This window comes from Providencia sp. PROV_01 (assembly GCF_053098325.1).
Genome location: NZ_JBRFKD010000002.1, coordinates 4175189 through 4191670, shown reverse-complemented (window position 1 = coordinate 4191670; position 16482 = coordinate 4175189). Strand labels below are relative to the sequence as shown.

Sequence of the window (16482 nt, the reverse complement as noted above, 5' to 3'; positions counted from 1 at the left end):
CTAATAAATTATTTTATCTAACTTATCTTAATTAAATGGGTTAATTTCATTATAAAATAATTCAATTGTTATTGAAAATATTTTTTTTGAAATTTTCAGGTCTTAAGATAAGGTTTTTGTATTTATAAATTAATTAAAAATTACCTTTAATTACCTTTTGAAATATTTTGTAATGCCAAGGTTTTTCTCGATCATGCCTTTTTTTAAATTTTCACTTAATTGTTTCTATTTTTATTTTAATTTAAAAAAATGTTTTATGATATTGTTCTTTTTTCGCTGATTTCTATATTTTTATGTATGTTAATTGTTGGCTATATATTTGATATTTCTACCATTATTTTTATTTTTTAATTTTCAAGATAAATGTAACAATTAATGAATTAAGAAATATTATGAAATTATTTAATTCTTTTTTTTGGGATATTTCTGATTAATTATCCACCGATAAAAATTTCGTTTTAATAATTTAGGCTTGTTTTAATGTTAGCGTTATTTTCTGAACCATTTTTTTTCACTAATAAGAACCCGTTTTATGAGTATAAAAAACTTTATTAATATTGAATGGGTTTATTTTGTGGTTTTTTATTAAGAAAAAATCAATTTAATTAGGTATGCATCACTTGTTTATCCTGTAATGGTGTATTCAAAATAGAGTATATTGTGGATATTATATATATATCACTAACTTACAGTGAAGGTTGTTAATTAATTGGTGGATTTGACATAATTAAAATGAGATATAATAATGGCAACGCATTGATACATTGTTTAATTGTCTTATTTATTAATGGAGTTTGATAAATAGGAATGGTTATTAGTGTCAATCCTTAATGTTTACTAACCGAATATATTTTAAGAAAAAAATTAAAATAATCAGATTAATAATAACTTGTTATTTTAATTTGTATTGTCTTTTTATCTAATGGAAATGTATAAAATGAAATTAAATAAACTTGCTTTAGTATTAGGTTTAGGTCTGGCAGTGGTTGCTGGTTCTGCTTCTGCAAACCAAGGTGGCGGCCAAGTCACTTTTAAAGGTTCAATCATTGATGCTCCTTGCTCAATTCCACCAGGTTCTCAAGCATTTGAAGTACCAATGGGTGCTATCGCAACATCTGCATTAAACGGTGGCGGTAAAAGTATTGCTCGCGATTTCAACATCCAATTAGAGCAGTGTGATATCACGACTCTGAAAACTGTTCAAACTACATTTACTGGTACGCCAAGTGCTTCTGTAACTGATGGTTTAGCTATCGCTGGTACTGCAAAAAACGCAGGTATCGTGATCACTGATTTCAACGGTACTAAAATTGCTTTAGGTGCTAAATCTCCATCTCAAGCTTTATTCACTGGTGCAAACACACTGCGCTTCCAAGCGTATTTGCAAGGTGATGCTGATGCAACAAATAAACCAGCTGTACCAGGTGAATTTGACGCAATCGCAACATTTGCTCTGAGCTACCAGTAATTGGTACCGCCCGTACAAGGATGTATGGGCACTAATTTTAATGCGTTGAAATTGGTTATTAAGTTGAAATGGAGTCGCTATGAATCACTTTGGCATCATTGTCATGGTGCTTTCAGGAATGATATTTGCCCCGATAGCGAGTGCGCAAAATCAAAATTCTCGGGCACAAAGTCAGTTCAAAGGAACTGTCACTATGGGTGGTTCAATTATTGAGAGCCCTTGTGCAATTGATGCAGATAGCCGAGATCAATCAGTTAACATAACAACTGTACCGGTTAGCCAGATAATTAACGATAGAGAAAGCCCTGCAAGTAATTTCTCTATACGCCTTATCAATTGTGTTCTAACACCGGTAACTCCTGGAACTCCTAATTGGCAAACTTTCAATATTACATTTGATGGCCCGACAGATGGCCGCAGCTTCGATGTTTTCGGGCATGCAAATGGATTGTCAGTAAAAATTTCTGACACAGCTGGAAATGTTGCAATACCTGGTAAGGCAATGCCGGATTTACCCATCAGAGCAGGGGAGACAACTCTGCACTATAAGGTGCAGGTAGTACCTAATAATAAACGCTTAAAACCAGGAAATTATCAGACAACTATCCGTTTTAAAATGGATTATTACTGAGTTATTACTAAGGGACTATTATGGCTCTGCGATTAAAAAGTAAAAATAAAGTATTTAATAACTCAGTAAGTTATTTTTTAACGCCTGTTGCTACCATGGTGTTTATAGCTATTGCTCATATAAATTTAGCTAATGCGAATAATGATAATATTGAGTTTAATACGGATGTTTTAGACCTTCAGGATAAAAGCAATATTTCCTTAAATGAGTTCTCTCGAGCAGGCTATGTCATGCCAGGGAAGTATCCATTTAAAATTAATTTAAATAGTCGCGACTTAGCTGACACTTTTGATATTGAATATATCGCGGATCCTAATGATCCAAGTATGACAGAGCCTTGTTTAACGCCAGATGTTGTCGACCATATCGCTTTGCGCGATGAATGGAAACAGAAGGTTGAGTTTTCTAACAATGGCCAATGTTTAATTCCAGAAACGATTCCAGGAATGACAATAAATGGCTCTTTAGCTAAAGAAACTATCACAATTACGGTACCTCAGGCTTATATCGAGTTTACTTCTGATAACTGGGATCCACCATCTCGTTGGGATGAAGGGGTGCCCGCTCTAATTTTTGACTATAACTTGAATGCTAACGTGACAAGGCCTGCGGATTCAGCCAATACCCAGTCGGTTACTGGTAATGGTACAACAGGTTTTAACCTCGGCGCGTGGCGTTTTAGGGCTGATTGGCAAGCTAGTTATAATCGGACTAATAGGCAGTCAACCGATCGTAAATGGGATTGGAGCCAGTATTATGCTTATCGAGCAATCAAAGAGTTAAATGCAAAGCTAACGATGGGTGAGCAATTTTTACGCTCAGGTTTGTTTGACTCATTCCGTTATATGGGGGTGAGCCTGATCTCAGATGAGAGAATGCTACCACCAAATCTACGTGGTTATGCACCTGAGGTAACAGGTGTTGCAAGAACCAACGCAAAAGTGATTGTAACTCAGCAAGGGCGCGTTATTTATGAAACGCAAGTCGCTCCGGGACCTTTCCGTATTCAAGATTTAAGTGATGCGGTTAGCGGTAAGTTAGATGTACGAGTAGAAGAGCAAGATGGCTCTGTACAAGAGTTTCAAATGAATACCGCCTCTATTCCTTATTTAACACGTCCAGGCTCAGTGCTATTTAAGATAGCGGGTGGTCGACCGAATAATATGGAACATGAAACCGAAGGGCAAGGGTTTGTTACGGGGGAGTTTAGTTGGGGGGTTTCTAACGGTTGGTCATTATTTGGTGGTGGTATAGCAGCGGGTGATTATAACGCGTTATCACTGGGTGTTGGTCGAGATTTACTTGCCTTCGGTGCAATTTCATTCGATATCACCGAGTCACGAGCAAAACTGAAAACAGATAACAAAATCTATACGGGTGCATCGTATCGCTTAAGTTATTCAAAACGTTTTGAAGAATATGATAGCCAAGTAACCTTTGCTGGATACCGATTCTCTGAACGTGACTTTATGAGTATGAACCAATACCTCGATCGTCGTTATAGAGGTGTGGAGTTCGATAATAGTAAAGAGCTATATACGATTACATTTAATAAGTATTTCACGAATGCAGACCTAACCGCGTATCTGAACTATAACCACGAAACCTATTGGAATAAGCCAGCGGCAAAACGCTATAACGTTTCTATTGCGAAATATTTCAATATCGGTCGTTTTAAAAATATCAATTTAAGTTTAACGGCATTCCGCAACAAATTTGATAATAGAAATAATGACGATGGGCTATACATGAACCTCTCTTTGCCATGGGCAGATAGAGCATCAATTAGCTACAACAATATGATAACGAGAGATGGTAACTCACACACTGTCAGCTATTTCGACTCCGTTGATGATAAGACCAACTATCGTGTTGGTACTGGGGTGAGTAGCCGAGGTCGTGGAACTATTGATGGCTTCTATACGCGTTACGCTGATTTAGCAACAGTAACTGCAAGTACCAGCTATATCAATGGTGATACTTCTTCAGCCGCCTTTTCTCTACAAGGTGGTGCAACAGTCACAGGGCATGGTGCCGCACTGCACCGTATTAATACCCCAGGTGGTAGCCGTGTGATGGTGGGTACTGAAGGTGTGAAAAATGTGCCTATTCAAGGTTTCGGGCCGACCACGGAAACCAATATTTTTGGTAAAGCGGTAGTTGCTGATATCAGTGATTATTACCGTACTAATACACATATTGATGTGACTCAATTGCCTGACAATGTGGAAGCTATTCGGACATCTCAGCCAATTACGCTGACCGAAGGGGCGGTTGCTTATCGTGAGTTTGAAGTGTTATCGGGTATTAAAACTATGGTGAGATTGGCATTGGCCGATGGAAGTTATCCGCCATTTGGCGCCACAGTGAGAAATGAAAAAAATAGAGAGCTCGGTATCGTGACTGATAATGGCTCTGTGTATATCTCTGGTGTCAATCCAAATGAAGTTTTAGATGTGCATTGGGATGGAAGCACGCAGTGCAAAATTCAGGTTCCAGAAAATATTACAACGGCTGAATTTAACTCACTGTTATTACCGTGTACAAGCAGCCCCAGTGTTGAACCTGGGTATATGCCAGCAAAAGCCGTTCCTGTTGGGCAGCCAGCACCAGTTTACAAGCCTGCACCGATTAAACAGGGCGTAGCACCCAGTCAGCGTTGGTTATTGAAACTACCGGATATTGCTTACAGCGTAGATTATACCGAGTAACCCAAATTGCTTGATTTTATAACTAGTTGGTACATATGAACATTAAGAAAATTGCATTTTTTACTACAACAATCACGTTATCCGCGGTGCTATGTGGGCAGGCTTTGGCCGCGATTGCCCTCGATAGAACACGCGTCATTTATAATGGGGCTGAAAAGACCATTAGCTTGAATATTAAGAATGAAAACACAGAGTTACCATACCTTGCACAGGGGTGGATTGAAGATGCAAATGGTAACAAAATTGAAAGCCCACTCACAGTTTTACCCCCGGTTCAACGTGTAGAAGCGGGTGAAGGTAGCCAAGTTAAAATTCAAGCTCTTCCTGATATCGCGACATTGCCTCAGGACAGAGAGAGTGTTTATTACTTTAATTTACGTGAAATTCCACCACGTAGTAAAGAAGCGAACGTATTACAAATTGCATTACAGACGCGAATTAAATTGTTTTATCGACCAAAAGCGTTATATGCCACACGCACGGATTTAGAGAATCCATGGCAAGAGAAAATTACGCTAACACGTAAAGGTGATGCCTACGAAGTCACGAATCCAACCCCTTATTTCGTCACCATTGTAGACGCAAGTACAAAAGTGGGCGGAGACACGGTGAAACAGTTTGAGCCTGTCATGATCTCACCAAAAAGTAATGGAATGCTTAAAGGTAGTGCAAGTGCGATGGGGGCAAAACCCGTTCTAACTTATATCAACGATTATGGTGGAAGGCCTAAACTGACGTTTGGTTGCGCTGGTACAACTTGCAAAGTTGAATCTTCGACGGATAGATAACGGGGAATAACGTATGAAAAGGACTCTCCTGTTCAGCACTATCTTATTCGGTTTAGTTCCAGTGTTCACCTTTGGAGCAGACAGTTGGGATATTGATGGATTACATGGAACATTGACAGTCAATGGCATGATGACCGAAGCACCTTGTACGATGGATGTGACTAATTCAATGCGCCAAGAAGTGTCTCTAGGGGAGATTCCTTCTTATTCACTGCGTAAACCTGGTGATAGAGCTGAGCCAGTTTCATTCGAATTAGAATTTAGACATTGCATTCGCACGGAAAGCCGAATGAAAGACACAAGAACGGGAAGATCGCTTTGGGATGCAATGCAACCGGTGATAACTGTCTCTTTTGTTGCCGTATCGGATCAACATTTTCCAGAAATGTTAAGTGTAAAAGGCGTCTCTGGCTTGGCGTTAGAAGTGACAGATGCACAACGAGAAGATATCAGACTAGGAAGCCGAGGTCGTCCTCAATTTCTCGATGCACCGCAGGGTACTCTTCAATACTTTGTAACGCCAGTGAGAACCCCTGAAAAATTGACTGAAGGAAGTTTCAGCGCCGTAATGGACTTTAAGGTGGATTATGAGTGATTTAAACAAGCAGCGGTACCTGCTGGCATCTTGTCTCGCTGGACTATTTTTTACATCGGTTTCTTATGCAGGATTACCTGATTCGCGTATTAGCCCATCGGGAAATACACGGGCAACAGTTACACCCGGTATGATAACTGTACCGATTAAAGGGGTTGTTTTGGCTCCACCGCCTTGCAAAATTAATGGTGGAAATATAATCAAAGTTAATTTTGATGAGATCATGAGTACCCGAATTGACGGTAATGCCTATTCGAAGCCCATAAATTACAATATTAATTGTGAAAAAAGGCCAACATCACAAATGAAAATGACGTTGATTGGTATTCCTGCATCTTTTGATAGTGGGGCAATTGAAACAGATCTTCCGGGTTTAGGGATTGCTTTTCGTTATAACGGAAGCAAGCTTCGATTGAACCAAGAGGTCAAGTTTGTGTACCCAAATGCGCCTCAATTTGAAGCCATACCTGTTCGTGATTTATCCACAACTCTGACAAAGGGTGGGGTTTTTCATGCAGGCGTCACTATCAAACTTGATTATCAGTGAGGGAAAAATAATGCAAAGAATAATGAAAAGACTTCCTCTGATAATGAGTTTGTTAGTTATACCTAGCAGTGCCGTGATGGCAAATGATGTGGAGTTTACTGGAACCTTGCTAATTCCACCGCCTTGCACTGTTTTTGAAGATAAAGTCCACGTTATTGAATACAAAGATATTGGTTTACATAAGATTGATGGTATCAGATTTACGAAACCTATTAATTACGCTTTGAAGTGTGAAGACAATTTAAAAGGTTGGGACTTAATGCTAACTATCAAAGGGACAGCAACAGATTTTGATAAGTCGGCACTGGAAACCAATATTCGAGATCTTGGCATGCGTATTACCCAAAATGGTTTAGGTTTTGAAATCAATAAACCATTGAAAATTACTTATGGGCAACCGCCTGTTTTAGAGGTTGTTCCTGTCAAGCGATTGGGAGTGACGTTGCCTGAAGGGGGCTTTACTGCAACAGGCACATTGCTAGCGGAGTACCAATAATGAACAAAGTAATCCAATGTGCAGTAGCAGGCGCCTTACTTATTAACTTTAATGCTGCTTTTGCTGTGCCTGATAATTTAAGAGTTATCGGTAATTTAGTGGAGGAGCCTTGCACTATTTTACCGGGTGATGAAAACATTCCGATGGATTTTTTTGATACACCGGAGAAAAACTTTTATGCCTATGGTGAAACTCCGCCTAAAGAGTTTGTGATTAAGTTGTCTGACTGTGACACGACAATAGGCAAATTTGTGGAAGTGACTTTTTCAGGGACACCTAATCTTGCACTTCCTGGTTTTTTAGCATTATCAACAAGTAGTGTTGCATCGGGTTTCGCGGTGGGGCTGCAAAATTCAGATAAAACACCACTGGCTATTGAACAGAAAGGCTCGAAGCTAACGCTACAAGATGGCGCTAACCAATTGCGGTTCTATGCCTATTTAAAAGGTGAACCGGATGCTATTGCTGATAAGACAATAAAAGTAGGGCCTTACAGTGCTGTAGCAACATTTAAATTAGATTATGAATAATAAGGCTGTGAACTAATATGAAAGTATTTTTATCGCTATTAATTGGTGCAGTCATGTTTTCGCCTTCTGCATCAGCTTATATTTTTTCCTATATCACTGAATCAAGACCCGGTAATAATCCAAATAACGGAGATGCAGATTATAAATATGTGATTGCTCGTTGGGATCCTGAATCGCCGAGTACGCCTAATCCTTGTTATGGGTGGTCGACATGCTATCTCACCATAAGTCATAAGCATACCGCTGATGGAACACCGGGGGCTGCAACAGTCAATTTGGCCGAAATTTCTAAGTATCGATATATGATAGATGTTCAGAATATCCCCGGGGTTTTGGCAAGAGCGACAGCTCCAGCAACACAGTGGGCTGTTCATACCGGAGTTAGGTTACAGAATAATCAAGAGTGTGTGGGGCTGTTTTACCAAGATCGCACTGGTGTTACAAGCAGAGGAGGTCTACTTCCTGGTTCTCAATGTGGTATAGCTCCGCCACCAATAGGAGCTTGTAAGATCAACAATAACATCCCGGATATTAACTTTGGCCCAATTAGCGAAGCTGATCTCGCTGGCCAATCAAAACAAGTGAACGTTAGTGTGACATGTAACTTAGCGATGGATGTTTTGGTGATTGCCACTGGTGTGAACGTGACAAATGGACGTGTAAATTTACGAGCAGATAATAGCTTATATGCGAATTTGTATTTAGGTGGGAATGATACTCCAGGGGAAAATGGTTACAAAATCCATGTGCCTGCAGGTGGAACAAACTCGGTATCCCTAAAAGCCGTATTAGGTACCAATGGCCGAGTTCAAGCTGGTCAGTTTGAAGGTGCCGCAGCCCTTATTTTAACTGTGCCTTAATAAATGGTGATAATATGTATTCAGAAAATGGCAGCGAAAAAATCCATTATATGGTAGGTCAGAGGATCTTAGAAAAACGTAGAGAACTGGGATATACAGGGTTTCAGTTAGCTCAATTGTTAGGTGTTAGTCAACAGCAAATCTCACGCTATGAAAGAGGTAAAATCAAGATTGATTTGTTTCATTTATTTAAACTTGCATTTTTGATGAAAACGCCAATTGATTGGTTTCTTGAAGATATTAGTTCTCAGCTCAATGAAAATGGGCAATTAGATGACATGTAATCATGCGCATTTAAATGGGAATTAATGGTATATAGGTTGAGATTACGGATTTATATCGTCTGCTGTCATAAAAATAGTTAAGCAAACAAATACAGTCGCAGGCTCAACCTATTTATTTTACCCAATGAAGTGCAGTCAAATCACGTTTTACTCTATTTTCCTGATTTTCTATATCTATCCTCTTTGTTTAAACATTAAAACCTACGTGGTCAATTCATTGAATTGATGTTTTTGTGCGTTAAGACAACTTTTTAGTGAATGCAAATGCAAACTAATATCATTTGCGCTTGTTTGCGTGTAATATACGCCAAATTGTGAATCACAAAATTTAATCATCAGTACTTTTATCGATGGACGGAGGAAATTAGATGTTTGCAAAATCATTAGTTTCGGGTATTGCTTTGTTATCTGTGTTAGTATTAGCCGGTTGTGATAACGCGAAAGACACGACAGAAACAACACAAGTTGCAGAAAAACAAACTATCACGATAGAACATGCCCAAGGCAAAACTGAAATTCCTCGTCATCCTCAAAAAGTCATTGTGATGAACATGGAAACATTGGACATCATGGATGCACTTGGAGCCCCAGTTGCGGGTGTTCCACAAACCAACGTTCGCTTCCCTGAATTCTTAACGAAATATAGTGGTTCTGAATACGTCAATGGCGGAACATTATTTGAACCCGCTTATGAAACATTAAGTAATGCTAAACCTGACCTGATTTTAGGTGGAAGCCGTGCCCGTGATGCTTATGACAAACTCAGTGGCGTTGCTCCAACTATCTCATTAGACATTGATAACAAAAACTTTATTGGTAGCTTAACTGAGCGTACTAATGAACTTGGTGCATTGTTTGGTAAAGAAGAACAAGCCAAAAAATTGATTGCTGACTTCAATACTAAAATTGAAGGTATCAAAACTAAAGCACCTACCGCGGGTAAAGCGATGGTGATCTTAGTCAGTGGCGGTAAAATTTCCGCATACGGTCCGGGTTCTCGTTTCGGCTTTATCTTTGATGTATTAGGTTTTGAACCTGCTTATGTATTTGAAGAAAACACGGGTCGCCACGGTAACATCGTTAATGCAGAGTTACTGGTGAAATTAAACCCAGATTGGTTATTTGTTATCGACCGTGATAGCGCGATTGGTAAAACAGATGCACAGCCAGCAGCAGAAGTATTAGATAACGCATTAGTGAGAAAAACCGCAGCGTGGGAAAAAGGCCAAATTACATACCTTGACCCAACTGCCGTATATATTGCAGGTGGTATTCAAACTTACTCTAAGTTAATGGACGATATCAATACAGCATTAGAGAAGAGCCAAGCAAAATAACCGATGAAAACGCTTTATCTTTTTTGTGGAATTATCGCGTTATTGGTTTTAGCGGTATTAAGCTTGTTTATTGGAGCGGGTGACGTGTCACCCGTTTCGCTTTTCACCGACCCAGAGATGCAAGACATCTTTTTTATTAGCCGAATTCCCCGAACCGTCTCTTTGATTTTAGCAGGTAGCGCCATGAGCGTTGCTGGGCTAATCATGCAATTATTAACACAAAACCGCTTTGTTGAACCTTCTCTTGCAGGGACAACCCAGTCAGCCAGTTTAGGTTTATTGGTCGTTATGGTGCTTTTCCCTGCAGCAAGTATTATGACTAAGATGGTGGTCGCTAGCGGTTTTGCGCTTCTTGGCACCATGTTGTTTATGGTGCTATTGCGTCGTGTCATTTTAAAATCCGCCCTGATAGTCCCATTGGTAGGGATTATGTTGGGAGCAGTGATTAGCGCATTGACCATTTTTACTGCTTATTATTTCGACTTATTACAATCACTTGGTGCATGGATGAGCGGTGACTTTTCTAGCATCATTCAAGGCCGATATGAACTATTGTGGTTAGTAGGAATATTAACGTTAATTGCTTGCTGGATTGCCGATAGCTTTACGGTTGCCGGTATGGGGCGTGAATTTTCAATTAATGTTGGCCTAAATTATCGCAAAGTAATGACCATCGGTTTATCGATTATCGCTTTAATTAGCGGCGTAGTGGTCGTGGTGGTCGGCGCGTTACCTTTCCTAGGCTTAATTATTCCAAATCTCGTGAGCTTAGTGATGGGGGATAACATACGTAAAACCATCCCTTGGATTTGTATTGCTGGTGGTGGTTTAGTTTTACTGTGTGACATTATTGGGCGTTTAATTCGCTATCCATTTGAAATCCCTGCAAGTGTGATTTTAGGTGTTGTTGGCGCGGTGATTTTTTTATATTTATTGTTGAAGCAACAACGTTATGCAAAAAGTTAATACATCAATAGCGTTACCGAAGAAAAGGGTAACGCCGTTGCAAAGAATATGGATACTACTGGCTTTGTCATTGTTATCCATTATTCTTTATATGACGGTCAATTTGGGCAGTAACCTTGCCTATATTTTGCCGCATCGAGGCTATATTGTTCTCACGATGATCGTGGTGGCTTTCGCTGCTGGGGTTTCAACAGTTCTCTTTCAAACCATTGCTAATAATAAGATACTGACCCCATCTATCATGGGGTTAGAAGCATTATTTATATTATTACAAACCATTTTTGTCTTCTATACCGATAGCTTTCCATCCTCTTGGTTATTGAATATTGGTAAATTTTTATTAGAGTCCACATTACTTGTGTTGTTCTCTGTTCTGCTTTATCGCTGGTTATTTGTGTCAGTTAAAATGAATATCAACCTAGTATTGATGGTAGGTATCATTCTTGGCACATTATTTCGCAGTGTAGCGACATTACTACAGCGTTTAATGGACCCCAATGAATTTTCCATTTTACAAAGCCGGATGTTTGCCACCTTTACGAAGGGGACGCCTGAGCTGATTGTATTCACACTGCTGATTACAGCGGTGGTAGGGGTTTTGTTGTGGCGCATGCGCTATTGTTTTGATGTTATCGCGTTAGGGCAAGCCAATGCGGTGAACTTAGGGATTAATTATCGCCAGCAAGTCACGGTTATTTTGTTACTTATTTCAATCTTGGTTGCTGTTTCTACAGCACTGGTTGGCCCTTTAACATTCTTAGGCTTGATGGTCGCGAACTTAGCTTATTTAGTGGCTGGCAGTAGCCAACACCGCTATTTGCTCCCCGTTTCCTTTCTACTTGGTGTCATTGCGCTGATTGGTGGCCAGTTGATTCTTGAGTACGGTTTAAATATGGCGGGAACATTATCAGTCGTTATCGAATTTGTCGGCGGAATTTTCTTTATTTATATGGTGTTAAGAAGGTTTTAGTATGATTGAAATTAGTCAGATATCGAAAAGTTATCAGGATACTAAAGTCTTAGATAACGTGACAACAACAATTAAAAATAGCGGTATTACCTCAATCATCGGGCCTAATGGTGCAGGTAAATCAACACTGCTGTCGATTATTGGGCGTTTGTTACAGCCCGATGATGGCGGTTATGTCAAAGTGAATGAGCTTGATGTTTCAACAACACCCAGTGATAAATTAGCAAAATGCTTATCGGTTTTGCGCCAAGAGAACCAATTTGCGAGTCGATTAACCGTCGAGGAGCTGGTTGGTTTTGGGCGTTATCCGTACACGAAAGGCCGTTTAACTATTGATGATAAAAAGAAAATTGATGAATCACTCTCTTTTCTCAATTTGTCAGATTTGCGCCACCGCTATTTAGATGAGTTATCGGGTGGCCAGCGCCAACGAGCTTATGTTGCAATGGTTTTATGCCAAGATACAGAATATGTTTTACTGGATGAACCACTCAATAATCTCGATATGAAGCATGCGGTGATTATGATGAAGTTATTACGTAAAGCGGCTGATGAACTAGGGAAAACCATTATCCTAGTGATCCACGATATAAACTTCGCTTCTGTTTATTCAGATTACATTGTTGCACTGAGAAACGGGCGTCTGTCTTATCATGGCAAACCAGAAGAGATCATGAAATCTGAAATTATTGAGGATATTTTTGATACGCCAGTGGATATTAAGCGGGTGGATGATCAGTATATTGCTCTCTACTACTAAATTTGCGTCATCTTTCGCACTGTAGTTGTGTTGGCTACGTTTAGCTACTCCGGGTCACATACTTTTGTATGTTCCCAATTTTCGTCATCCTTCGAGCTGTAGCGGTGTTGGCTACGTTCAGCTACTCGGGTCACATACCTTTGTATGCTCCCCGAGGTATCTTTTCTTGCCGCCTTGCTGCCGTTCGAATGGTTTAGAAAATTAAATTTTCGTCATCCTTCGAGCTGTAGCGGTGTTGGCTACGTTCAGCTACTCGGGTCACATACCTTTGTATGCTCCCCGAGATATCTTCTCTTGCCGCCTTGCTACAGTTCGAATGATTTAGAAAATTATCGTGAATTAGAATATTTTTCTTGAGAAGAAAATAAAAAACAAAATATTTATGGTGAAATTTCAATATCTTCATCGGTTGTCAGTAAATCTAGTGACTGCAACACTTCTAAGCGTTTAATTCCATCGGCATTCACCACTAAACGAGCTAGCTCATTATAAGTTTTTTTGTTAATTGTGACGCGACGGCAAAGGTAAATGTGATACACCTTTTCACCAATAATCGCAGGCTCATCATCATTCACAGTGAGTTCTTCATAGCTAATATCAATATATTTTAGGAAATCCGAAATATTAAAACGCGTAATATCTGCGATTGATGATTGGTTTTTTTCAAACACGGATTGGCGGTTATGTAGCAATACATCTTTGCGGTAATACAGAATATCTTCCATTCGCTGGACGTTAACTAAATTGACCCAATGCGATTTTTGCCGCATTTCACGGATATCTGGGGAAAGCATATTTTCATTAATAAAACGAAAAGACTCTTTACAAATACCGACTGGTGCTTTCACTCCTTCGCGGTAAATACGTAATTGCCGGTCAGGGATCCATTTTTGAAATAAGCGATACAGCTGCTCTCGACCTACTTCTTTCAGCCTATCTTTGAAGATATAGCCGATGACCATAGCCAAAAATAAGTTGGCACTTAAAGCCCCATATTTTCCTTGCCAGAAAAAGGCGATAACAGTTGCGAAAAGCATTGAAATTGCAGCAGCAATACCATAAATAGAGTGCAATAACAGGGGAAGTCCCCGCTTGTGGCGAATTTCTAAATAGAGATAGCGATTGATATATTTTTTCAATAAATTACGGCGATATGTGACTAATTCAGCATCCGTCTCATCACTAGGAAAACAATCAGGGTATTGTTTCTTTAGGTAACGCATTTCTTGATACCAGAAATGACGTATTTCTTCGCGCAATGGCATTTGCTTATCGGCTAATAAATCACGTAAATAATTCATGGTGTAATACGTCATGAATTCGTCACAATAAGAAAATGCATTGGAATGGATTGCTTCTTCAATTTTGGTTGACTGTGTTGCTAATTCCCGATAAGTACAGAGACATTTTGCGATGTTTGCCATGAACTCAGCTAAGTATTCAGGCGTTTGCCGTTGGGGATTTTGGCTTACCATTTTAACATTCAAACGAACGGTTCTTTTGAAGGTTAAAGCATAGCGCTTTAGCCTATTTTCATACTCGTCTAATGAAGGTAAGTTTTGTGGCGTACATTGTTGTAACCACTGTTTTAGTTCATCTAATGCCCCGTTTTCATCAGTCAGTGATGATAATTTTACGGTCGGTGGGCGCAGCCGAATATAGTTTTTGAGGCTGCGCTGGAGGTTTGATGCTGTGTAGAGGTCTGGGTTAATCTGTAATGATGAAGGCAAAAAGAAAAAGGTCTCTACTTGGTAACGGATCTCTTTAGACTTACGTGGAAACAACACTTTTTGTTTGATTTCAAACTGTTTTTTTCCATGGATCTTGAGAGATTCTTTAATCATATTTTCCTTCACACTGTTCTTTTGGCCAATATTCTATCTTTACCAAAGATAACTATTAAATCCCATGAGTGGCATAATGTAATGTGTCCATAGTATTAGTAGTATCCAGATAAGAATGAGTTGAATCATACCATATTTAAATGAGTCACCGGTTGAATATTGGTCAGTCAAATAACTGATATTAGCAGGCTTAGAGTTAAAATAGAGAACATAAACCTGATTAATCATAAACGCCATTGGTAAACAGAAGCCAACTAAATCCCAGTTATATCGTTGAGCAATGGCAATAATAATAGGGAATAAAATAATTGTACGTGCTGTTTTACTTTCACTAATCAATGTGGTGAGTGCAAATACTGCGCTTAATACAGCGAAAACAAGCAGTTTTCCAGCACCTTGAGGGTCTATGTTCCAATGGTCAAAGGCTTTGTGGACATAAAGGCCGACAATATCCGTCTGGTCCATCATACCGCCTAATACGTAAGCACCAAAACTAAACATTAACATGTGCCATGGAATATCAGCATCATTCCATTTCATGACACCCATTGCTGGCAGCCGTGAAAAAGAGGGCATCAGGACAATACAAGCACCTGCTAATGCGACAACTTCAGCTCGTAAGCCTGTCCATTTACCCGTGGACCATAATAGTAAAACAAGAATAAATACGACCCCTGCTTTAATTTCACTGATTTTGACTTTACCTAATGCATTATATTCCGAGCGTAAGCGGTCCATGCCACCTTCGAGTTTCGGTGTTTTTTCTTCATCTGTAATCCTAAAAATAAACCGAGTCCCAGTCCACCATGCGACTAAACATTGAATGACAGCCAATGGGAATAGTGCAATAAACCAATCTTGATAAGTGACTAATGCACCTGCTTTTTCTAGCATTGCTGCCGCTAATAAATTGGCCGCAGAACCTGTTAAGAATGCGCTAGCGGAGACATTATTCGCCAGTAAGTTAAGGAGCACCATATTACGGCCAACATTGTTACGCTGAGCACCACCAGTGGCACCGTAGATAGCCGAAATCACCATAAATAATGGCAGCAGTAGTGCCGTTTTTGCCGAGGTTGCACTAATAAATGCACCAAAAACCAAGTTTAATGCCACAAAGCATAGGAATAACATGGTTAAATGATTTTTAGTTTTGAGTACTAGCATGAGTGAAATACGTTTTGCCAAACCTGTCGTAACTAATGCGCTCGCTAGGATAAAGCTGGCAATATTTAGAATCATGACGGGTTCACCCAGCATCGCGAAGGCAGGGCGCATTTTCATCACACCAGTAATGATAACGACAACAACGACAATTAATGACGTGAGATAATTTGGAATAGCTTCAGTGAGCCATAAAATCAGTGAAGCAACAAAAATCCCCATTGCACTATAGCAATGAGCTGCGGGAACTTTTGTTTGTGCTTCAAATACATCGATTGTCCCACACCATTGTAATTCGAAAAATAGAAATGAGAGAATAGCTAAAGGTACACCAATGAGTTTGAGATTTTGCATTAGTGCGCCAGCTTTGATATCACGGAATTTTTCTAATGAATAATTACGCATATCAAGTGGGTCAAAGCTTGGCTTACTATTTGCTGACATACATATCTCCTTTTATTATTATCATTCAAGGGTCGGTGTTATTTGACTCGACCCATATAGATGAACAACGATATGCATTACATAAAA

At 39.5% G+C, this 16482-nt stretch carries 16 protein-coding genes; 14 read left to right on the top strand and 2 right to left on the bottom strand.

All coding sequences use genetic code 11. The features are described from left to right. The first annotated feature begins 937 nt into the window (after positions 1-937). From ACU696_RS20280 to ACU696_RS20215, 14 genes are all read left to right on the top strand, one after another. Positions 938-1468, top strand: a complete 531-nt coding sequence (locus tag ACU696_RS20280) for a fimbrial protein (RefSeq protein ID WP_004907820.1) — start codon at positions 938-940, stop codon at positions 1466-1468. Positions 1469-1547: 79 nt separating this feature from the next. Beyond that, positions 1548-2099: a fimbrial protein gene (locus ACU696_RS20275; RefSeq protein ID WP_109912690.1), complete on the top strand. Its 552-nt coding sequence runs from the start codon at positions 1548-1550 to the stop codon at positions 2097-2099. A 20-nt stretch (positions 2100-2119) separates the two neighbouring features. After that, a complete protein-coding gene (locus ACU696_RS20270) occupies positions 2120-4810 on the top strand; it encodes an outer membrane usher protein (protein ID WP_209101763.1) in 2691 nt (896 codons plus the stop codon). Positions 4811-4845: 35 nt separating this feature from the next. After that, positions 4846-5598: a fimbria/pilus periplasmic chaperone gene (locus ACU696_RS20265; protein ID WP_109912689.1), complete on the top strand. Its 753-nt coding sequence runs from the start codon at positions 4846-4848 to the stop codon at positions 5596-5598. Between the two features lie 13 nt (positions 5599-5611). Next, positions 5612-6193, top strand: coding sequence for a fimbrial protein (locus ACU696_RS20260; protein ID WP_004907828.1), 582 nt, complete (start codon positions 5612-5614; stop codon positions 6191-6193). Then, the gene (locus tag ACU696_RS20255) at positions 6186-6740 is read left to right on the top strand and encodes a fimbrial protein (RefSeq protein WP_004907830.1); all 555 of its coding nucleotides are present in this window, start codon (positions 6186-6188) and stop codon (positions 6738-6740) included. The genes ACU696_RS20260 and ACU696_RS20255 overlap by 8 nt, the downstream gene beginning before the upstream one ends. Positions 6741-6750: 10 nt before the next feature. Beyond that, positions 6751-7236: a fimbrial protein gene (locus ACU696_RS20250; RefSeq protein WP_227024197.1), complete on the top strand. Its 486-nt coding sequence runs from the start codon at positions 6751-6753 to the stop codon at positions 7234-7236. Then, the gene (locus tag ACU696_RS20245) at positions 7236-7766 is read left to right on the top strand and encodes a fimbrial protein (RefSeq protein WP_004907834.1); all 531 of its coding nucleotides are present in this window, start codon (positions 7236-7238) and stop codon (positions 7764-7766) included. The genes ACU696_RS20250 and ACU696_RS20245 overlap by 1 nt, the downstream gene beginning before the upstream one ends. 17 nt (positions 7767-7783) lie before the next feature. Continuing rightward, positions 7784-8626 carry an MrpH family fimbial adhesin gene (locus tag ACU696_RS20240; protein ID WP_004907835.1) on the top strand — a complete coding sequence of 281 codons (843 nt, stop codon included), beginning with the start codon at positions 7784-7786 and terminating at the stop codon, positions 8624-8626. Positions 8627-8640: 14 nt separating this feature from the next. Further along, entirely contained in the window at positions 8641-8910 is a 270-nt protein-coding gene (locus tag ACU696_RS20235; protein ID WP_004907837.1) for a helix-turn-helix domain-containing protein, read from the top strand. Between the two features lie 368 nt (positions 8911-9278). Beyond that, positions 9279-10247 (top strand): siderophore ABC transporter substrate-binding protein, encoded by a 969-nt coding sequence (locus ACU696_RS20230; protein WP_209101766.1) that lies wholly within the window; start codon positions 9279-9281, stop codon positions 10245-10247. 3 nt (positions 10248-10250) lie between these two features. Continuing rightward, entirely contained in the window at positions 10251-11213 is a 963-nt protein-coding gene (locus ACU696_RS20225; protein ID WP_004907840.1) for an ABC transporter permease, read from the top strand. Beyond that, positions 11200-12183, top strand: a complete 984-nt coding sequence (locus tag ACU696_RS20220; RefSeq protein ID WP_109912688.1) for an iron chelate uptake ABC transporter family permease subunit — start codon at positions 11200-11202, stop codon at positions 12181-12183. Before ACU696_RS20225 ends, ACU696_RS20220 begins: the two co-directional genes overlap by 14 nt. Before the next feature lies 1 nt (position 12184). Next, the gene (locus tag ACU696_RS20215; RefSeq protein ID WP_102138091.1) at positions 12185-12943 is read left to right on the top strand and encodes an iron ABC transporter ATP-binding protein; all 759 of its coding nucleotides are present in this window, start codon (positions 12185-12187) and stop codon (positions 12941-12943) included. A 380-nt stretch (positions 12944-13323) separates the two neighbouring features. On the opposite strand, the gene ACU696_RS20210 is transcribed toward ACU696_RS20215, so the two are convergent. Then, positions 13324-14787 carry a hypothetical protein gene (locus ACU696_RS20210; RefSeq protein WP_109912687.1) on the bottom strand — a complete coding sequence of 488 codons (1464 nt, stop codon included), beginning with the start codon at positions 14785-14787 and terminating at the stop codon, positions 13324-13326. 39 nt (positions 14788-14826) lie between these two features. Continuing rightward, a complete protein-coding gene (locus ACU696_RS20205) occupies positions 14827-16395 on the bottom strand; it encodes an SLC13 family permease (RefSeq protein ID WP_447343217.1) in 1569 nt (522 codons plus the stop codon). Between the last annotated feature and the right edge of the window lie 87 nt (positions 16396-16482).